This window comes from Colwellia sp. MB02u-10 (assembly GCF_014077185.1).
GTDB lineage: Bacteria > Pseudomonadota > Gammaproteobacteria > Enterobacterales > Alteromonadaceae > Cognaticolwellia.
On record NZ_JACGVK010000107.1, the window covers coordinates 1 to 21,304 of the forward strand.

At 35.0% G+C, this 21,304-nt stretch carries 18 protein-coding genes and 2 pseudogenes; 13 read left to right on the forward strand and 7 right to left on the reverse strand.

What is annotated here, in order from left to right; translation table 11 throughout:
- Nucleotides 1-168: 168 nt before the first annotated feature.
- Together H4J59_RS06235 and H4J59_RS06240 are read right to left on the reverse strand one after the other, a co-directional pair.
- Nucleotides 169-1,204: pseudogene (locus tag H4J59_RS06235) on the reverse strand (IS630 family transposase).
- 200 nt (nucleotides 1,205-1,404) lie between these two features.
- Nucleotides 1,405-1,578, reverse strand: coding sequence for a helix-turn-helix domain-containing protein (locus tag H4J59_RS06240; protein WP_182237807.1), 174 nt, complete (start codon nucleotides 1,576-1,578; stop codon nucleotides 1,405-1,407).
- Between the two features lie 124 nt (nucleotides 1,579-1,702).
- On the opposite strand from H4J59_RS06240, the pseudogene H4J59_RS06245 reads away from it, so the two are divergent.
- Nucleotides 1,703-1,858: pseudogene (locus H4J59_RS06245) on the forward strand (transposase); the annotation flags it as partial.
- 553 nt (nucleotides 1,859-2,411) lie between these two features.
- Here the strand turns inward: H4J59_RS06245 and H4J59_RS06250 are convergent.
- The 5 genes from H4J59_RS06250 to H4J59_RS06270 form a co-directional block, all read right to left on the reverse strand.
- Nucleotides 2,412-3,800 carry a TRAP transporter large permease subunit gene (locus H4J59_RS06250; RefSeq protein WP_182237809.1) on the reverse strand — a complete coding sequence of 463 codons (1,389 nt, stop codon included), beginning with the start codon at nucleotides 3,798-3,800 and terminating at the stop codon, nucleotides 2,412-2,414.
- Between the two features lie 2 nt (nucleotides 3,801-3,802).
- Nucleotides 3,803-4,351 carry a TRAP transporter small permease subunit gene (locus tag H4J59_RS06255; protein WP_182237811.1) on the reverse strand — a complete coding sequence of 183 codons (549 nt, stop codon included), beginning with the start codon at nucleotides 4,349-4,351 and terminating at the stop codon, nucleotides 3,803-3,805.
- Between the two features lie 92 nt (nucleotides 4,352-4,443).
- On the reverse strand, nucleotides 4,444-5,508 hold the full coding sequence (locus H4J59_RS06260; protein WP_182237813.1) for a TRAP transporter substrate-binding protein: 1,065 nt from the start codon (nucleotides 5,506-5,508) through the stop codon (nucleotides 4,444-4,446).
- Between the two features lie 30 nt (nucleotides 5,509-5,538).
- Complete coding sequence (locus tag H4J59_RS06265; RefSeq protein WP_182237815.1) at nucleotides 5,539-6,600, reverse strand: DcaP family trimeric outer membrane transporter; 1,062 nt, start codon at nucleotides 6,598-6,600, stop codon at nucleotides 5,539-5,541.
- 729 nt (nucleotides 6,601-7,329) lie between these two features.
- Nucleotides 7,330-9,231: an acyltransferase family protein gene (locus H4J59_RS06270; RefSeq protein WP_182237817.1), complete on the reverse strand. Its 1,902-nt coding sequence runs from the start codon at nucleotides 9,229-9,231 to the stop codon at nucleotides 7,330-7,332.
- Between the two features lie 464 nt (nucleotides 9,232-9,695).
- On the opposite strand from H4J59_RS06270, the gene H4J59_RS06275 reads away from it, so the two are divergent.
- From H4J59_RS06275 to H4J59_RS06325, 12 genes are all read left to right on the forward strand, one after another.
- Nucleotides 9,696-9,944 carry a transposase gene (locus H4J59_RS06275; protein WP_182237819.1) on the forward strand — a complete coding sequence of 83 codons (249 nt, stop codon included), beginning with the start codon at nucleotides 9,696-9,698 and terminating at the stop codon, nucleotides 9,942-9,944.
- Complete coding sequence (locus H4J59_RS19635; RefSeq protein WP_310733168.1) at nucleotides 9,899-10,054, forward strand: transposase; 156 nt, start codon at nucleotides 9,899-9,901, stop codon at nucleotides 10,052-10,054. The genes H4J59_RS06275 and H4J59_RS19635 overlap by 46 nt, the downstream gene beginning before the upstream one ends.
- A 20-nt stretch (nucleotides 10,055-10,074) precedes the next feature.
- On the forward strand, nucleotides 10,075-10,188 hold the full coding sequence (locus tag H4J59_RS19640; RefSeq protein ID WP_310733169.1) for a transposase: 114 nt from the start codon (nucleotides 10,075-10,077) through the stop codon (nucleotides 10,186-10,188).
- Between the two features lie 304 nt (nucleotides 10,189-10,492).
- The gene (locus tag H4J59_RS06285) at nucleotides 10,493-10,747 is read left to right on the forward strand and encodes a hypothetical protein (protein ID WP_182237821.1); all 255 of its coding nucleotides are present in this window, start codon (nucleotides 10,493-10,495) and stop codon (nucleotides 10,745-10,747) included.
- A gap of 689 nt (nucleotides 10,748-11,436) precedes the next feature.
- On the forward strand, nucleotides 11,437-12,660 hold the full coding sequence (locus H4J59_RS06290) for a tyrosine-type recombinase/integrase (protein WP_182237823.1): 1,224 nt from the start codon (nucleotides 11,437-11,439) through the stop codon (nucleotides 12,658-12,660).
- The gene (locus H4J59_RS06295) at nucleotides 12,647-13,456 is read left to right on the forward strand and encodes a hypothetical protein (RefSeq protein ID WP_182237825.1); all 810 of its coding nucleotides are present in this window, start codon (nucleotides 12,647-12,649) and stop codon (nucleotides 13,454-13,456) included. The genes H4J59_RS06290 and H4J59_RS06295 overlap by 14 nt, the downstream gene beginning before the upstream one ends.
- Nucleotides 13,457-13,622: 166 nt before the next feature.
- Nucleotides 13,623-13,823, forward strand: a complete 201-nt coding sequence (locus tag H4J59_RS06300) for an AlpA family transcriptional regulator (protein WP_182237827.1) — start codon at nucleotides 13,623-13,625, stop codon at nucleotides 13,821-13,823.
- Entirely contained in the window at nucleotides 13,824-14,102 is a 279-nt protein-coding gene (locus tag H4J59_RS06305) for a hypothetical protein (RefSeq protein WP_182237829.1), read from the forward strand.
- Nucleotides 14,086-15,825, forward strand: coding sequence for a replication endonuclease (locus H4J59_RS06310; RefSeq protein WP_182237831.1), 1,740 nt, complete (start codon nucleotides 14,086-14,088; stop codon nucleotides 15,823-15,825). The genes H4J59_RS06305 and H4J59_RS06310 overlap by 17 nt, the downstream gene beginning before the upstream one ends.
- 276 nt (nucleotides 15,826-16,101) lie before the next feature.
- Complete coding sequence (locus H4J59_RS06315) at nucleotides 16,102-19,686, forward strand: SIR2 family protein (protein ID WP_182237833.1); 3,585 nt, start codon at nucleotides 16,102-16,104, stop codon at nucleotides 19,684-19,686.
- 262 nt (nucleotides 19,687-19,948) lie between these two features.
- Nucleotides 19,949-20,701 carry a hypothetical protein gene (locus H4J59_RS06320; protein ID WP_182237835.1) on the forward strand — a complete coding sequence of 251 codons (753 nt, stop codon included), beginning with the start codon at nucleotides 19,949-19,951 and terminating at the stop codon, nucleotides 20,699-20,701.
- Nucleotides 20,702-20,847: 146 nt separating this feature from the next.
- Nucleotides 20,848-21,072 (forward strand): hypothetical protein, encoded by a 225-nt coding sequence (locus H4J59_RS06325; RefSeq protein WP_108455948.1) that lies wholly within the window; start codon nucleotides 20,848-20,850, stop codon nucleotides 21,070-21,072.
- Nucleotides 21,073-21,304 lie beyond the last annotated feature (232 nt).

The following is a 21,304-nucleotide window of genomic DNA, read 5'->3' on the forward strand; positions in this document are numbered from 1 at the left end:
GTGGGAGTTCCCATGTGAGAGTAGGACATTGCTAGGCTTCTATTTAGAGAAACCCGTAGCTGACGCTACGGGTTTTTTGCTTTCTGGGATTTAATAAATAAAACTTGAGAATGGCACATTAGCTTTTGCAATATCAAAGACTAGAAAGCGTTATACCAATTTGATTAATTAACTTCCCACTTTTATCCAATCTCTAGAGCAAAGATCTATCACCCTAGATGCATCTGAAACAAAAATATTCCAGGCTCGACTACATTCATTAACAATATCTTCATATCCACTAAAACATCTGTTCGCTAATTAATTTTGCCTCAGCCATTGCCATACTTGCTCAATAGGATTTAGTTCAGGTGAATAAGGAGGTAACTTTATAATTGATAAGTTATCAAATTTTTCGGTTAAATGGACTTGATGCCAAGCTGCACCATCCACAACTATCACGGCGTGTCGTCCTTTGGGTACCTTTTGGGCAATCAATGCTAAGTGTTTTTCCATCACATCCATATTCATGATTGGCGCTATTAGTGCCTCGGTGTCTCCTGTTGCCGGGCAAACAGCACCAAAAAAATAAGCATACTCAAACTGCTGTTGCTTAACCGCTCTTGGTCTTGTTCCTTTTGTTGCCCAGAGCCTTGTCGTTGTATTCTGCTGGCCAAAGCGTGCTTCATCTTGAAACCACACATCTACATTTTTAAGGCTGACATTCCACGGGATCGTACGGATCATTTCCATTTCGAATTTTTTTAAAAGCTTCTTGTACTTCATCTGATTGCTTAGGGTGCCTTGACCGACTCGTTATCCATGAGAAGCCTAGCTGATGTAAAAGCCGATAAATATTATCAATTGAATAGTCGACTTGAAATTCTTGCGTAATATAAGTAACAAGTGTTTGTGCTTTGAGTCTTCCGCCTTTGGGTTTAATACTATTATCATGAATGTACTGGCTTAACTGAGAGAGCTGTTGTTCATTGAGATTACAAGGTCGACCAGAGCGAGGTTTTTCTTTTAAACCATCAAGACCATGTTCATAAAATCTTTTAACCCAGTCATTAACAATACGTCGACTAATATGTAAGTTTCGTGCTGTCTGTGTTTTATTAGCGCCACTTTTGATATGAGAAAGCGCCATCAAACGAACCCGCATTCGCCCATTAGTTTCTTTTGCTATAAGGGATTTAAAATCGATGGATTCAAGTGTGATCATAACGACTGATATCAATGTATGAAAAATAAAACCAATTAGATCACAAATTTAATCAAAATGGTATTATCAAATTTTTCGGTTAAATGGACTTGATGCCAAGCGGCACCATCCACCACTATAACGGTGTGTCGTCCCTTTTGAACTTTCTTTAATACTATTATTGCGAACGTACTCGCTTAGTTGAACAAGTTGAGCCTCATTTAAACGTGAAGGGCGACCCGTGCGAGGTTTTTTTTTAATCCTTCGAGTCCTTGAGCATAAAACCGGTTAAGCCAATCATCAATAATACGACGGCTAATATGGAGGTTTCTTGCGGTTTGTGAATTATTAGCACCTTCTTTTATATGAGAAATTGCCATTAGACGTACGCGCATGCGTCCATTCGTTTCCTTAGCGATAAGGGGCTTAAAACCAATACGATCAAAGGGGATCATAATGCTTATATTGAGAGAGATAAAATAAAAGAAATTAGATCAAAAGCTTAATGTAATTGGTATCATACATATTCCCCCTTATTCACCAGAATTAAATCCAATTGAACAAGTTTGGTCATGGTTAAGACAAAATGAAATTGTGAACCGTTCGTTTGCTGATTATGAGGACATAGTAGATATGTGCTCAATTGCATGGAACAACTTCGTAGCTAATACATAACAGGTCTTGTCACTATGTCGCAGGGATTGGGCTAAATTGACCAGTTAATTATCGGAATTGATATGACACGGTATTCTGGGCTAACTTGGTTAGAACACGACCAAAACCACTAGGTGAGTTTACTTGCAGAGTAAGGCTTAACATGGCTACAAGTCAGAAGGCATAAATGTTAGAGGATAAATTCGAACTCGGAGTGATGTAGACATAATTTTGCTTTAAGTTTAATGGTTAAGTTGACCTTGTTTAAAACTAGGACAAAATCTCTACTAGTATAAAAACTGTTACACATTAATTAACTAGCTGAGCTTTAAGACAGAAGTTACTTGGTCCTAAAGCTCTAATACCAATCTCACTAATTATCTGATCATTTTTACTGGTTAAAATAACCCACTACTGCGTTATTTATTTAATAATTAGAACCACTAGTTATTAAAATAAATACCTAATATTTGGCCATTTTTCCTGCGTATAAAGTAGACCACTTAATTAATGAAACTGGTATAATCTATTCTTTTTAGTTACAAAGAACTAGCTAAAATATTTAGTCAAGATGCTACTTGCCATACACCATAGATGGCAGCCATAAGGCGACTTCAGGATACAAGATCAAGGCACCAAGACCCATTAATTGTAAGATAATAAAAGGTATAACCCCTTTATAAATATCAGTTAACTTAATTTCAGGTGGACAAACACCTTTTAAGTAAAACAAAGCAAAACCAACCGGTGGGGTTAAAAATGACGTTTGTAAGGTGAGCGCTATTAACATCACAAACCACACTAACACTGGTTGATCTAAACCGTTAACACTCCCTATACCAAAATCTAACATACCTATGACCGGTGCTAATAAAGGTAGTACAATTAAAGTGATTTCTATCCAATCCAACAAAAACCCTAATAAGAATACGATCAGCAGAATAACGATCAATACACCATACGGACCAAAAGGTAAGCCCGTTAACATACTCGATATAAATTCATCACCGCCAAGTTCACGTAGCACTAGTGAAAATATTGTTGCGCCAATAAAAATAGCGAAAATATAAGCCGTGGTTTTGTAGGATGCCATTAACACTTCATGAAAAATCTTTAGATTTAGTTTCTTATTCATTGCGGCTAATATGGTTGCCCCTAGGGCACCAACACCACTGGCTTCAGTAGGGGTGGCAATACCAGCAAAGATAGATCCTAATACCGCAATGATGAGTGCAAGTGTTGGCAGTATGGCTTTAAATACGTCAATCAATACGCTTGCCGTTAGTGGCCTTGGATTCTCTGGTGCGGGGGCAGCTTTAGGATTTAAGAATGACAAGCCTAAAATATAAGCAAGGTATAATATACCTAACATTAACCCTGGAAATACAGCTGCAGTAAATAAATCACCGACAGACAGAGCGAGTTGATCAGCCATGATCACTAACATAATACTGGGTGGTATTAAAATACCTAAACAACCGGCACTACAGACTATGCCAGTAGCAAAAGTTTTTGAATAATTTTGCTTCATCATGGCAGGTATGGATAGCAAACCAAGTAAAACAACAGAAGCACCAACAATGCCGGTAGAGGCAGCTAAAAGAATACCGATTAAGGTTACCGTGACACCTAAACCGCCACGCACACGGCCAAAGAGTTCTTGCATTGCCATCATCATGCGCTGTGCAACGCCTGATTTATCCAGCATTAAGCCCATAAAAATGAACATGGGCAAGGCAACTAGCACCCAGTTTTCCATCAAAGAAAATATCCGTGAAACGACTAGTCCTAGCACATTTAGGTCAAGGCCGGTAAACGTATCCAAATGTATATCTGACAGATAGCCTATACCACCAAATAGAATACCAACACCGGCTAAAACATAGGCGATTGGAATACCCGTAAATAGAAAGGCAATGAAGGTTAAAAACATGCTGATAACTAGAATTTCATTAATAGCCATGATCACGTCTCCTTTTGGTTTATGGTAATAATATTTCGGAACAGTCGCGCTAGAATCGCCATTGCGAGCAAGATGAAGCTTGCAGGAATAGCCGCTTTAATGACCCATCGAAATGGCATACCTAGGGGGGAAGATGAACCTTCGCTAAGTAAATATGAACTTGAGACATAATCGATACTATTAAATAAAATCACAAAAATGGTTGGGAAGACAAAAAATACCGCACCAAATATTTCCCATTTCAGCACTGTTTTAGGTTTTAACATCGAGGCAACAACATCAACTCTTACTTGCGAGTTAGTAATTTCGGCATACGATAAACCGAACATGATACCTATGGCATATAAATGCCACTGAACTTCTTCAAACAGTATTAGGCCATTGCTAAAGCCGTACCGCATGATGACATTAAGAATAATCACAGCGATTAATAATGCTGAAGACCAACAACAAACGGCAGCCACTCTCAGAATTATCAGCTCAAAAATGTCGGCTATTTTTAGCATTAATCGTGCTACAGAGCGGGTAGGGGTAGAAAGTGAATCAGTCATAAGATTCTCCTAATTCAATAAAAAAACCTAGAACCCTAAGGTTCTAGGCTGTGCAAATCATGGGAGTTACTGCACATAAGTAAGCGTTTAATTTAAAGGCTAGGTTTTGGACGAGGTAAGAAAGCGTTTGATTCCCATAAGTCGTAATTTTTACGGAACTTAGCTAAGTCATCATGTATTTTCTTAAAGGCTGGATCTTCTGCCGATTGTTCGACAACCACTTCATCCCACTTAGTTTTGAAGGTAGATAACATTTCAGGCGACCAATATTTATTGATTACGCCGTCTTCAATATTTTGCTTCATTACGGGGGCTTGAATTGCTTCACCAAGCGCAATGGCTTCTAACGTTGCTGATTTACATAAGTGTTCAATAACTGACTGTTGACGTTCACTCATTTTCTTCCAGGTATCTTTATTGATAATCAGTTCCATTATCGTGGCTTGTTGATGCCAACCAGGAAAATAATTGTATTTTAATAGCTTTTTCAAACCGATACGTTGATCAACTACTGGCATTGAAAATTCAGTGGCATCAATAACACCTTTTTCAATAGCGGGGAATATTTCACCGCCCGGTAAACCTACTGTACTAACCCCTAACTTTTCCATAACGAGGGCACCTAAACCGAAGAACCGCATTTTTAGGCCGTCTAAATCTTGAGGACTGTTAATTTCATCTTTAAACCAACCTGAAGTTTCAGGCGCTAAAACACCACACACTTGCACTTTTACATTAAGGTTATTGTCATCATAAAGCTCTTGATGCAGTTTATTGCCGTTACCATGGTAGAACCAGGCTAAATACTCTGGTGCTTCAGGGCCAAAAGGTACCGCTGAAAACAGACGGGCAGCGGGAATTTTTCCGCCCCAATTACCGGCTGTAGCATAGCCAGCTTGTACTTTGCCTGTGGATACCGCATGTAATATTTCTTTTGGGTTAACGAGTTTATTTGGCTCGTAAATTTTCATTTTTAACGTGTTGCCACTTAATGTTTGAATATTGTCAGATACATATTTAATGGTTGAACCTAAGCTAGGTAATACCGAGTTATAATAAATAGGCGTCTTAAGAAGCATTTTCTTTTCAGCCATAGCAGCACCTGAGAAACTGCCTGCAATTAACGTACTTAATAATAATAAAGGAAATTTTTTCATTGTCTTTCTCTAGTAGTGTTGAGTGAAAAGTTAAAGGCTATATTTTGCTGATAACTGTAGGTAATTTGAGTCAGCAGATTCAGTTTTATAATTACCCACTTCAATCCCAATAACTGTTTTAGGGTTGATATTGGTCATTAAGTTGATTGCAATGTGTTTACGGTCAGTTGCATTACCGTCAGTTCCAATTTGCTCATCAATTTTAACTGCGCCGAAGTAGAGGTTTGAGCGAAGTTCTTCTGTCCAAAAGTGACGGTAAGCTAGGGTATAAGCTTGCGTATCATAGATGTCACCATCACTGGCGTTATCATGTATGTTGGCGCCAGGGCTTACATAACGACCTGAGTTGCCACCGTTATAAGAGAAGCGAAAATCATCTTTACCGTAAGCTTTGATTTTTCCGTGAACGTTATAAGAGAATTGCGTGCCATCGGCTTTAGTGATATCGCCACCGTCGTCTAAATTACGCAGTAAACCTGCTACAGCCACTTGACCCCAATCACCTTTAAAAGTGTAGCGACCGACAACATCAGGAACGCTTTGACTAATACCTGATTGCGTAGAAGCATTTTCAATGGCTAATTCTAAGCCGCCATCGGTATAACGAATTTGGCCTTGACGTACAAACGTTTGACCCACATGAGCACCGCCAAAATCTAACGCTTCAGCAATAGATACCAATGGCATAAAGGTTGACCAAGTTTGACCCACTTTCCAGTTACCTTTTTGAATAAATGCATGGCGTAAACGTAGTGAATGGCCACCAGTAACTGTTTCTGTTGTACCCGTAGGTTGTTGGTCATCGTAGAAATCCCATTCCAATACACCTGTCATATCAGCATATTGGTATTTAATATTAAAACGTGATTCGCGAATATTAAAACGTGTTTCGTTCGTGTCTTCTTTTACAGAATTACTACCGACCCACAAATCCTTATAAGCTAAATCGCCATTAACAGAACGAAGATCTGCTTTAAAATAACCGCCGAAGGTTATTTTTTGTTCATCATTAATATCTACGGTATAAGCTGCAAAAGTAGGTGCCGATACCAAAGTTGCCAACATTAATCCGGATTTAATTATAGTTTTCATTTTATTACCCTTATAGTTGAAAGAGGATGATTTCAGTGTTTTTAGAAATCATCTAACTTATTGCAGTATCAATATTATTAAACATTTCAAGGTGTTGATATCGGCGAATGCACGTACTTTTCCTACGTGTTTACACTTACTTTTTTTGGGGGGAGGTTGTATATTGCTTTATTTAAACTGCACTACAAGTGTTATAGAATATGAGCTACGGCTTTTTTTTAGTTGATTTAGAAGGGGGCGTTAATATCTCTCAGAACCAAGAAAAATAGCAATTAAGATAAAATACCTAAAGACAAAAACTGCCCGCATATTGAGTATTCAAGCTTGCTAATGGTTAACAAACTTGTGCGGAGGTATGCTGCACAATATTGAAGAATATTGACGCTACTGCTTTAGAAAATTTAAAATATGAGAAAAATTTATCAGGCAAAGTGTGCAGCCTAAATCAATTTCGAAAAGAAGGATAAAACCGCGCAATAGAGACTATTTTCTTCCCCTTAAATATATCAACATTCTTTGTGGGAATATTCGCATGAGACTGCTACATACCTGAGTTGTAAATATAGATCAGGATTGAGATTGTTGACATTCCAGCTAAAAATTTTGCCCTATATTTTCTAATGAATTAACTACTAGCGTAAACCATGTAATGCCCTTTTATATGGGAGTCAGTATGATTTTTCGTGGTGTGTTACTGAGACGTATACATAATAAGCTGTTGAACTAAACTTACTTGAAAGGATTACCAAGAATCGATAAATATTTTTCTCCAATCATGGCGGCACCGCTAGTATTTAAATGATTGGGATTACGATAGACAATAGTATCGTTAACTGTCATAGCACAACGAGAATCTTTACACATGACATCCCTTAAATCTATATAATTTATATTAGGGTATCTGCGCTTCATCTCAAGCACAATATGACTCTCTAAAAAAATAGGCTTACTTAGACTAGCATCTTTTTTTTCAACAGAAATAATTGGACTCGTTTTAGCAAGTTTAAGTTGATGAAGATGTTTTCGGGTCGTTGCAGGTAAACTGATGATAACGGATACTTTAATATCATGTTTTGTTATTTTTTCAATCGTTTTTAACAACCACTCATAATTTATATTTTCAGGACTTTTATATGTATCCCAGTTAGTCGCTAAAATGATATGTTCAAATTGCAATGCATAATCCAAACGTTCTTCTGCATATACAGGAGGTAAGTCATATGTATTTTCCGCAGTAAGTCTGGTAAGAATCGGATGCCCTCCTGAGGACGAATCGTGAATTAATAACCCTGCATCTTTAGCTAAAACATCAATAAAGGATGCACTGTGATTTGCAAATGAGTCACCGATTAACATGCCATCAATAGAATCTTTTTTTATACCCAACCAACATTGATCAACATTACCAATTAAACCTGCATCAAAACATTTCTTACGCACTGTACTGGGGAAGTTATTCTTTTTATCAAATTCAGCCAACTCATTGAATCGCTCAGGAAATCCATTTTTAATATCAATGACAGCGTATATTGTCGTAAGTATAACAAACGATGGCAATACTATTTTTTTCATGGCACTAGATAAATTAGGCAGATTAATATGGCGAACTGGTTGCTCAACAAAGCGCCATGATAAAAATGCAAGAATAAACGAAAGCAACATAGCAGCAATGCGAATAACACCAGAAAGCTCTAGCCCTAGATATTGAATATAAATAAAGATCGGCCAGTGCCATAAATATAGCGAATAAGATATTAATCCGATAAACGCGAAACTGCGATGAGATATAACCTCATTGACAATACCTCTTGCTGCCAGATCTTTTCCTGTAATAAGTAGTAAGACAGTACCTAGACAAGGATAAAAAGCATTAACTCCTGGAAATATATCTTGTTTAGATATAATGAATGCAGGCATCAAAATTAAAGTGAGACCAGCTAAAGATAATGCATGAGCAGTAAACGGCTTTAATTTAGGGATTTTATGATAAATAACAGCTACGATAGCGCCCATCATTAATTCAAAAGCCCTAGCAGGCAATAAAAAATAAGCAAAAGAAGGATTATAATTAGCTAAATAAATAGATAAACCCAACAATGAAATCAATAATATAAACAGTAACTTTTCTAATTGCTTTCCCTTCGTATGGGTATAAAACATTATTAATAATGCCGGCCAAATAAAATAAAACTGCTCTTCAACTGCTAATGACCATGTATGCAATAAAGGAAAAAAGTCGATTCTGGGCGAAAAATAGCCAGCCGTATTAGACCATAAAAAGAAATTACTAGTAGATAAAAATGCGTGAATTAGATTCCTTGAAAAAAGTTCAAAGTCATCTGAAAAAAGAATGAAATAAGCAGGAATAGTTGTTAAAACTAAAAGAACAACTAACGCTGGAACTAATCGTTTAATACGCCTTAAGTAAAAACGTCGATAAGAAAATTTACCTTCTTTTACGTCCTTAATAATATTAAGGCTAATAAGAAAGCCAGAAAGAACAAAAAAAACATCAACACCAATAAAGCCACCACTTATAGCGGAAAACTTAGCATGAAAAAAGAATACCAATAGTACTGCTAGGGCTCTGATACCATCGATATCAGGGCGATAAGTTAAAAATTTGGACATAGGGGATTCTTTCGCAATTAGTTGATTAGGTACTGGCTTACATGTAAAGCACTATAAATATCAAATATTTTGATTTTTTTTGAATAATAACATTAGTTAATGAGCAATACCAATCCACTTAATTATACCAATCCAACAAGTTTGGTCATGGATGAGGAAAAATGAAATCTAAAATAAGATATTTGATTTCGATGAAGACATAGTCGACAAATGCACAACTTTTTGAAATAGTTTTAATTATAACAAAGCAATTAAATCGGACATAAAACAGTTGGCTTTTATTCGTGCCTCACAAATTTTAGCCAACTACTTTCTGCCGTTTATTGCGGCGTTTAGGCTGTAAAACTTCTCTAAAAAAGACGTTTTCACGTCTTTTTTTATATTTTGTAAAATGGTCGTTTTTAAGCTGAACCCATATTTTGTCTGTGATCTAATAGATATTATTCACCAACAGTAAACCTGTTATGGCGAACTACAAAACCGATTTATCCTGCCAAAGTAAATTCATTCCCGTTGATTTTTCAGTTCAAATTGTTCCTGGTACGTTTGAATATGCGCTTGCGCATATTATTGATAATTACCTTGATTTTTCAGGATTTGATGTGTGGTTCAATAATGACAAAGGCGGCGCAGCAGCCTATGCTCCAGCCGTGATGTTAAAAATCATATTAATGTTGCTGGAAAAAGTTATACCCGTTTCACCGGCTATTTAAAAGACTGTAAGGTTTGCCCGCTGCGGCGACAATGCATGCGTAAAGCGCCGAGCAAAACAGGGCGACAATTAAAGTTTGTTAACGACAGTTCAACCAACGTCATTAACTAAACGGACAAAATGAAGATAAAATAGACAGTAGTGCAGGTCGACGAGAATACAGTCAACGCTTAGGCACGATTGAACCCGTATTTGGCAACATCACCGTCAATAAAGGCATGAATAAATTCACTTTGCGCGGATAAGAGAAAGTCAATATCCAGTGGCAGATGTATTGCTTAGTTCATAATATAGAGAAGTTAAGAAATAACCTGCACTAAGGGTAACTCCCTGTTTACCAGCACTAAAGTAACCTCACAAGACAAAGCAAGTAAAAAACCAGCCATTATCCAATGCTAGGAAATGGATAAATAAAAATCGCCAAAAACGTAAAAATTTTTGATTGTTTAAAAAAATCAATACCGTTAGAGTGTTACGATTAATAAATAATATAAAAACGAGTAATTCTACAAGCTCGTTGATATTTTCAAATACAGGTGTAATCTAACAATGAAGTTTATCGAACTAGAAGTAAGAACAGCTCATATTATCCATGGTTTCGACGACGATAATAAAGAAGTTATTGAAGAAGTTGAAGATTCAGAATTTTTCATAAAAATAATCCCGATAGATAGAATCCTATCCATTAGTAATGAATATCTTTTAGTGAGTTCATCTCATAATAGAGTAATGTATTGGGAATATAATTACTCTATGCAGGAACTTACTAGCAAGTTAAAGCGAGCAGGATTAATCATCGCATAACAAACAATTCAACCGGACAATGATCTACCCACGCTTTAACGGACACCAAAATCTAAAGGACCCTGTAACAGATTTTGTTACAGGGTCCGCAATAGAGATTATTTTCTTCCCCTTAAATATGTCGAAATTCTTTGTGGAAATATTCGCATGAGACTGCTACATACCTGAGTTGTAAAGGTAGACCAATATCAGGATTGAAATTTTTGACCTTCCAGCTAAAAATATTGCCATATATTTTCTAATAAATTAACTACTAGCGTAAATCATGTAATACCCTTTTATATGAAAGTCAGTATGACTTTTCGAGGTGTGTTACTAAGACGTCTTATAACACACCATTTATTATAATAAATACTAAATAAAGCCACTTAACCATTTGATTTTAATGTTTTTATTGGTTTTTTATTCAGGGTGTATTACTGAGAGGTCTTAGTAACACACCCTAATATACATGTGAGTTAGCATTACTAGTTTCTAATACTTTGAAAATATGAGATATTAATGTTAATTAAATGTTATTTATGGTGCGTGTGTTACTTAGACGTATACATAATAAGCTGTTTTATTTCTAGTTGTTTTAATGCTTTTGAATAAACCTTAGTAAGCCATCAAGCCCTTATTTCAATTGACTTTCATCACCTTTGTAGTTTTAATGAGTCCATCATTCTTTTACGTACCCTGACTACATAATGTCTACATGCAAAATAACCAAGTCTTTTGTAGATAAACTTGTTCTTCCTGAAAAAGGACAAGTTTTCTATCGTGATTCTGAGCTAAAAGGGTTCGCTGTTCGTGTAACGACAGGTGGCAGTAAAGCCTTTGTTCTTGAAAAGCGTATCAACCGAAAGCTTAAACGTATTACATTAGGTCGCTATCCTGAAATCACTGTAGAAATGGCACGTAAAGAAGCTCTGAAATACTTAGGTGAAATTGCGACAGGCATTGACCCTATAGCCAAAAGACAACAAGCCCAAGCAGAAATGATGACGCTTTGGCAGGTATGGCAAGACTACCGAAAAATTAAGTGTTACCTAAAAGATAATACTTATGTTCAGTATGAAATGTATCTGAACGGTGAACTAAAAGATTGGAAGCAAAAGCGTCTTGTGGATATTTCTAAAGATATGATATCAACTCGACACGGTAAATTACTTCAAAGTCATAGCCCTTCATATGCTAATACAGCTATGCGTGTCTTGAGTGCTATTTATAAGTTCGCAAAGAATCAATATGAAGACAATAATGGTTTGAGTTTATTTCCTCATAATCCTGTAGAGCGACTAGGGCAAATGAAAGCGTGGGCAAAAGAGCCAAGACGCCAAACAATTATCAAGCCGAAACAACTAGCACCTTGGTACAGTTCCCTTCAAGAAATGAAGTTTAATACAGGGAGAGAATCGCATCATGTTGCTGCTGATTATATGGTGTTCTTGCTGTTAACGGGGCTTAGAAAAAACGAGGCCGCAACACTAACATGGAGCAACGTAGACTTAGATGAAGGTACCATTCATATTCCCGATACTAAAAATAAAGTACCGCTAACATTACCGTTATCTGATGTGCTTATTGCCATTCTTAATTATCGACTTCAATATAAAAGTAATGAATATGTTTTTCCATCCAAAAAAACAGGCTATTTAGCTTATGCTCAAAAGGCATTAAAATACTTAAATGAAACATCGGATATTAAGTTTAGCTTTCATGATTTAAGACGTACCTTTATCACGGTAGCTGAATCATTAGACATATCATCTTATGCAATTAAACGACTTGTTAATCATAAAAACGGCTCAGACGTGACAGAAGGTTACATTATTAACAATCACGACCGTTTAAGAGCGCCTATGCAACGCATAACCGACTTTTTTAAAGAAAACTGCAAAATAAACATGGATGATTATGTATCAAGATAAAATCCCAAAAAATATAGCTGAAGCAGTTAAATGGACAAATGATATCAAGTTATCATCACCATCTATTTTTGAACAAGATACCTTTGAACCGCTAACGTTTAAACCCACTGAGAATTTGGTTGATGTGTGCTTTATTGCTCGTGATATTCTCAACAGAAGAGACTCGGATGAAATAGTATTGATATCAAAAGCTGTCAATACCATCTCAACACAAGGAAGCAGCCTACTTTTGACCTTATTGAAAAGTGATGAATGTAGAGAAAGTGTTTATTCAAGTGAAGGGCGTAGTTTATATTTCTTGCATCACTTTTTTGATTTATCTTCATTAAAGATTAAGCACTTAGTGTGGTCAGAAGTATTTGCTGTTTTAACGTTAATGCAATGCGCACAAGTAAAGTTTCAAGCAGAAAAGGACTATGCTGACGATGAATTATCAAAAGCCTTAAAGCAGTACATTGAAAGTCATGCTTTGCAACAAAACGCTGAGATAGCGGATAGTCTTGCAAGAGCGGAAGTGCTCGCAGATATCCAGACCACTCAGAAATCAAGTAGTAGAAAAGGAGGGCAAACAAAAGCGGATAAATACTTGCCACTCAAAGATGCTGTCATTGGTTTATTTGTTAAAAAATATACGGATTGTGATAATAAACGAGCAGGTGCAATTATCGAAGCGGAACTTATCGAGCAAAATAATGAGTACCTAAAGCTAAGTAATTCACAAGATAAAGCCGTACAATTTGCCACTTGGATATCGCACTTTAAAAATAAAAAACTCAAACTTTCAATCATACTTTAAGCCTTTAAAGCTATTTTCGATCGTTGTAGTCACTACAGCGATCGCTCTACCGACCATAACAACCCTTACTGACTCCGCTACTGTTTTATTTTCCAGAATAATAAGTAATGATAAAAACCGACAATAAAGTTGTTCACCATTACGCCGTGAGGCGCTAGGAATTATTATGTTAATAAAGCTATTAAATACCAAAGAAACTGCTGAAATTTTAAGTGTTAGTGAGGCATTTCTTGAGCGAGATAGATGGGCAGGTGCGCGCATTCCATTTATTAAAGTGGGTGCAAGAGCTATTCGTTATCGTTTACAAGATATCGAAAAATATATTGAAGACAATTTATGTTATTCCACTAGTGAAGGGAGTGCATAAATGAGCGATATCACATCAAAAAATTACACCCACCTAAGTATTTTTCACAATGGCTTAGTATTAGATTTATGTGTTGAACCTAGCAATAGCTTTGGAATGTTATTTCCCTCTATCCCACTAGGTACAATTATCAATATAGGCAGCATTAGCACCTTAAAAGCTAAAGGCTTAATCGAGGTTAAAACTGTTTATTGTTTTGGGATTGAATATAAACGTTACATGATTAGTGAGTTTGGTCAGAATATTTTTGAGGAGTACAAAAATGACTACTCAAAATAATACGGTTAAACATAAACTGAATAAACTTGCGTCTGTCTTTAAAGAGTATCCGTTCTTAACTCAAGAGTGGCATGAATGTGCTGCAGATAGAGCAGATGTAGCGTTTATCTTTGAACAGGTCAATAAAGTACCTGACACCATTAAGCGCATAATATTAAAGAATGCTTTTAAATTAACAGTGAGGCGAGATCGTAATTTATATATTCTCAATACTACTCAAAAAGTGGTCAGTTTGTTACCCGAAAAACTTCGCTATTCGTTAACGGTTGATGATGAGGAAATTCGCACTATTTCAGAGAATTGCGCGGACAGGTGTAGAAGAATAGCAATTCATCATAACGTTAACGGGCAACTAAATTCGTTAACGAATAATCCCGTTAACGGAAAATTCCGTAACGTAACTAAGCGCACTGATCCGTTAACAGAAATCTGCCATTCGAACTCAGACAAAATCTATCGAGTGCTAACGGATTATGCCGCAACGTTTCGACTTGAAGCGATTAAAATTACAGAGCAAGGCGTAACGGAGTTAGGCGCAATAAAGCGCATGTGTGACAAAAATTGGTGGAACAGGCGATTACGTAAAATATTTAACCAAGCGTATGAGCAAGCTGCCATTGAGTTAAACCTTGTTCATAAATATAAACAAATGTATGCCAGTGATTTAACCGTCAAGAAAAGAAAGCAACAACGGTTACGTAACGAACAAATGCTCAGTTCAATGAGTGTTATCAATGATATCGGTCAACGATTTTCATTAAAGGAATTATCAGATTTAAACGTTTCGAATCCGACCGTTAGAAAAGCGGAGCTTATGGTTAGAATGCGAGGTTTTGAAGAACTATCTCAAGAGCATGGTCATCAAGGAATATTCATCACGATAACGTGCCCATCTAAATATCATGCAGTTTATTCAAAATCAGGACAACGAAATCCTAAATACCAAAATTTAACGCCTTACCAGGCTAATCAATACTTATGTGCTTTATGGTCGCGTATTCGCGCAGAGTGGAATAGAAAAGGCATTAAGCCTTACGGCTTTCGAGTCGCAGAGCCACAACATGATGGAACGCCGCATTGGCATATTTTATTGTTTGTTGAAAAGCAACAAATAAATGATGTGAAAAGTGTTGTTAGTCATTACGCCCTTCAAGAAGATGGTGATGAAAAAGGCGCAGCAGAAAACCGTTGTGACTTTAAACTCATTGACCCTGAAAAAGGTAGCGCTACTGGTTACATTGCTAAATATGTATCAAAGAATATTGACGGTATAGGGCTCGATGTTGGTGTTTATGGTGAAGACCCTATCACCGCAGCACAACGTGTCGATGCTTGGGCTTCATGTTGGTGTATTCGTCAGTTTCAGCAAGTTGGTGGTGCGTCTGTGTCTGTTTGGCGTGAATTAAGAAGGTTAAAGAAAGCACTAGGGTTTGATTCTTTATTAGAGAAAGCACGAGTAGCGGCAGATGAAAGTAAATGGCATGACTATATAAATGCTATGGGTGGTGTATTTGCTAAACGTAAAGACCAATTGTTAAAGCTTGCTTATGATGTAAACGTTAATACTGATACAGGTGAATGCAAATTAGGTTTTTATGATGGGAATATCATACAAACAGTTAAAGGATTGATGTTCAAAGGGCAAATGATTGTCACTCGTTTTTTTAGTTGGCGCTTAGAAAGAGCAAACGCAGTTTGCTTTAACTTGGAGTTCTGTAAATAACTGTACTAATCATTGATATTGTAACGACAACTTGGTGCGCATTGAAGACATAAATCCTCCCGAATATTAAGGTCAACTTTTCGATCCTACAGCAAGCAATAGTGCTATTTTAGGATTAATAGAGAAATTAATTTTATTGTATATATTATCAAGTAGATATTTGTCTATTCCAATATAATAATGCACACTAATATACTAAACAAATCAAGGATGTAGTTTACCTCTTAATATTACCTACTCCCTTTTCCATTTAATCATATATTGGATTTTATACTAATGCCGTTCACAGATTCTTTAAAACTAGCACTATCTAAAAAAGATATTCTACCATTAGTTGGTGCGGGTGTTTCTATGTCAATTAATGATAAGGATTCAAAACGAGTCTTTCCTAGTTGGGAAGAGTTATTAGAAAGCGCAGCAGCAAAGCTAAAAAATGAAAATGAATCTGATACAGCCAGTTTAATCGAAATATTTTTAAGAAAGGGCGATTATCAGAGCGCTGCTGAATACGCATATGAAGGATTGAAAAATGGTCATTGGCATGATTTTATTCAAGAAAAAATTGATGTAGACCTTGATAGTTTAGATGAAAAAAGTGTAGAACTTCCTAAAGCCATTTGGAAGTTAAGTAATCAAATAATAACACTTAATTATGATCGTATTCTTCCCTGGGCTTATCCCGGTTATTCAGCTCAAGTGTCAGTATTAGAAAACAGTGCAATTGCTAATTTGCCAAATATTCATGAAAAAAACAATAAGCCAATTGTCTGGCATTTACATGGACATATTGATAATTCCGATAAGTTGATTTTAACTCCTGATAGTTATAAAAAATTATACCCAACATCAGAGCTAGCGAATACTGAGTATTTAGCTGCTCTCCAAACATTAAAGAATGTAGTTGCTCATCGAAATTTGCTTTTTATTGGCTGTAGTTTAGACGATGCTGAATTACTAGCAGAAATAACTAAACAAAATGATCTGTTTTCAGGTAATGGTAGGGTCCACTTTGCCTTAATTAAAGAATCTAATAGATCTGAAATTGAAAAAAAACTCAAAGGTACTTCTATACAAGTAGTAACTTTTGAAGATTATGGTCAGCCTCTTATTGATAAAATTAATGAAATGGCCGCTTTTATTGAGACTTCTGATATTATCATTGATAATTCTTTGATAGCAAAAAAAGAAACTAAAGTAGCCTTTTTATCAGCTAATCCTTTTGGTGAGAATATAGATTATCAACCTATTATTAAAGAGCTTAAGAAACTACCGTATAGTATCAACTGCTTCCCGTTAACTTTAAATAATTTACAACAACTATCTGATTACGAATATGTTTTCATTGCTAGTACTGTTGTAAAAGGCCGTTTGGTTGTCGAAGATGAAGATATATCTTTTGCTAAAATAGATTTTATTGATTTACAAAAAAATTCCGATCTCGCGAATAAAAAAGGCGTATTTATTTTTTTAAATGAAGTCATAACTAAAGAGAAATTGGAAGGCATAAATTTTCCCTTGTTGGTATTACCTTTGGTAGATAATAAAGATTATAAAAAATATCTCTCCAACTTTATTTTTCAAATATTTAATAAACATAATGTTAAGTATACTGATGATGTAGGCTTAATCTTGAATGATGAAAAGTTCATCCTACCTCAAGATTACTGTAATTCTTCAAATAAATGCAATAACTTCATTAAAAATGAAAATCGATTACCGTCAGATATAGATAAGTGTCTTCTGAAAAATTTTATAGGTCGAAAGGAAGATTTAATAACTTTGAGCCGTGAAGTCTTAAAGTTAGAAGATGATAATGGCTTTGTTACTATCATAGGTAGTGGTGGTTTAGGTAAAACAACCCTATCAAAGATTTTAGCTATATACTTAGCTGAGCGAGGACGATTCAATTGTGGAGTAGCGTTTGTTGATTGTGAGCATCTATTAAACTTTGACCAATTTAAATCAGGTATTGCTTCCCCATTTAATTTAGAAAAAGCGCAACATTTAGAAGAACATTTGTCTAATCAATTTGATGGTGAATCTAGGTTAATTATTTTAGATAATTTTGAAACCCTATTACTCTTAGAAGATAAAGAGCAAATATTAAATCTTTTAAGCTTTATGTCTGAATTCGCCAGTATTATAGTAACATCCCGTGAACTTCTCAACATAGATGGCGAAATTCCCCATACTTTAAGGCCGATGACTTTAGATGAGGCTTTTGAGTTGTTTGTTTTAAAATTAGGTAAAAGAAAGCTATCAGTCACAGAAAAAAAATTGGTACGAGATGAGATTATTGAAAATTTACTAGATAGAAATCCATTGGCTATTAATATAATTACCTCTGATATTTTTCAAAATACTAACCTTTTCGAATTACATAAAGAACTTCAATCAGATATTTTCAATGTATCAGAAGAAGACTTAAGCTTATTTAATAACTCTGTTGATACGAATATCGATAGAAAAAAATCACTATATGGTTCAATACTATATTCATATAATATGTTATTGGATAATGAAAAAGAGGCTTTTGAAAAGTTAGCTTTGTTTCCTGATGGCATCAATATAGAAAATTTGAAAAAGATGGGGCAGTACTCTAAAGAGAAAAGCATAAAAAAAACAGTAATAAAAGAAAGGATTTTAAAGAAGTTACAAAACAAGTCATTACTTGAAGAAAGTCAAAACAAAGTTAAATTACAATCAATTATTGGGCGTTTTGCGGAAAGACAATTTATCCATAGGGGAAAAGACACTGCTTTTTTTGATTCCGTATTTCTTTACAACAACGCTCTCTCCAAAATGGCTATAGATTTATCGGATTCAGAAAGCCAAGCCAAAAGAAATGTTGCTTTAAAGTTTTTTGAAGAAAATCAAAAAAACATGTTAATAATAATAGATTATTTGAATGAATGCTCGGCATCAGAAAAAGATAAGGTAATCTATATAAATAGATTGAGTATTTTATTTACTTCGATTTGTTCCTTAAGTAATTTTATAAATATTTTAAATAGAAACGTTTCTACATATTCAGATACTCATTTCCAAGCAATAAAAGCTATTGTTGATAACTCCAGTTATTTCAATGGTGATTTTGATCGTGTTTTTCATAAAATTAAAAAAAATATACCATTAGCTCAATTAAAGCATTTAAATACTGATGACATTGTAGAATGCATTACATTTGAAAGTATGTTTAATATTTATGCTATGGAGGGTAATCAAGCCTATGTATACCATATTTTAAATGGGAATGATTTCCCATTTAGCAAGGTATCAATGGCTATCGATATAGGGATTTTAGAACAAGATATGTCTAAAATAACTGGCTTCCTAAGCTTTGAATATAAATGGTTAACGGGCACGTTGGCATTGGCAGAGATTGATGAATATCTTAGTTTTATACATAAAAAAGAACACCTAGAACGGATGCAAATATCTTATGTGAGAGCTAAGAAGAAACCTTACACTAAAGGGTATATTAATTTACTGGTTGATGTTAATCCTTATACCTTTGGTTTGAAATTACTTATGTTTGCTTTTTGTGAGTCTGATTTAGATGAGGCTAAAAAGTACTATAACAGGGGTATTGAGAATTTAGAGCATATTAAGTATTACTATGTAGAAGCTATATATTGGTATGCTAAGTTTTTAAAAGAGCATAATCAGCATGAATATAATGATGTTTATTCAAAGGGATGTGACCTAGCTAAAAAACATTACTACCGCCATTTACAATTCCTTTTTGATGAATTAGAGACTCCCACTGGTTTAGTTTATAACCCTAAAGTTTATCCACTTCCTAATTTTGAATCATTAGTGACTGAAAAAGAAGAAGCGTTGCAGTTATTAAGTCAATAGATTATTAAAGTTGAATGACTATATTAGGCTTGAAAGTTGACGTTAGTAACTCAAATACTAATGTCAGTAAAGTGGCATTTGGCGACATTTCAGTAATATTATTTAAGGAATGAATTTGTAAATAAAAACGCTACATATATGCTACAAATAAAGAATAAAGCCTAGGTCTTTATTGATTAAATGTATGATTTTATTTGTTTTATAATTTTATTTGCAAGTCATTAACAGGGCGTTGTTCGTCAGTACTAACAGGGAAGAACGGATGAATCAACATTCAATTAGTCGTCCAGATAATTTGCGTGATGAAAGTCATGCCAAAGCTATAGTGTATAACTGGATGAAACATGCTCAACGAGAGGCTGTTTCTAATCTTAAAAACCTTGGCGATAAGACATCTCAATCTCCAAAGGGAAAAAAATATAATTTAAATAAAATTATAACTCCTATTTTAGATGCTACAGATTCAGTGCTGGTTTTACGATCAGATAAAAAAATAAAGAAAACAATAAGACCAACTATTCCTCCTGTTATCAATACTGTTTATTTTGAATTGAGACAACGTATTTCTCATCCCGACATATCTAATGATTTCCAATATACTCCGCTTATATTCAACGACTTTGATACAAAGACTATGAAGCAACAAAAAGTTTTAATGTGTCTTTTAACCGATCATTTTCTTGCGAGGCTTTTAATGAGAACTGAAGCTAGAAATTTGAGAGGATTACTCGATGGCCTCATTACGTTAACCAATACACTTATGACAGCTATACCTAAAGATAAAATTCCAAAAACTGATTTTGTGGTGGTCACAGAAAGTGAAATTATTCCTATGGTATATTTTGAAATGAATTCCTGTCCCACACTTAGGACAAAAACGTATATTCCTCGTATCGAATGGTTTGGCTCAACAAAAAAAGTGTGTGAGGGTATTATATCTCAGTTTTCATCAACTCATAATTGTTCATTAATCTACAGCAAAGATTTTGACAAAATGAAATTAGAAGCAAGATAGTAGAAGAAAAAAGTCATAGGTAAAATAACAGCCCATGGACTACATATTGTCTACATTATATTATATTTTAAGTTTATGTTGTTGTTATTAATTGACTTTCAACTATATAAAAAATAATAAGCTGTTTTATATTTCAAGGAGGATGTATGAAATTATCAACATTGTTTTTCATTTTATTATTAATATCTGGATGCTCAAGCACAAACCACATGGTTTTATCTGATGTTAAGACTAGCGTAGAACAAAGAGAAAGGGGTTTACCTGAACATTTAAAAACTGGTAACGTCGAAAAGTCAGATGTAAAAAAAGGTATAAAACATGCGCGTAATAATACTCTTTTGGCTGTGATATTTGATTTATTTGACTGGTAAAGTGGATAATATATATAACAAGCATTTCAAGTGGGACTGCTAACAGTCTGCTCGGTTTCGCTTCGCTACACATTTTAGCAAAAAATTATCAGCCCCTTAAATGGGCATTGGTATGACTCCCCACGTCAAGTTAAATACACTGATCCTTATTCATTAATTTCAGAATCATTGTATTCACTTTTAGTATTAAGTGAGTTAACGCATAGAATGAAGCAAGTAATTTCGTCGGTTA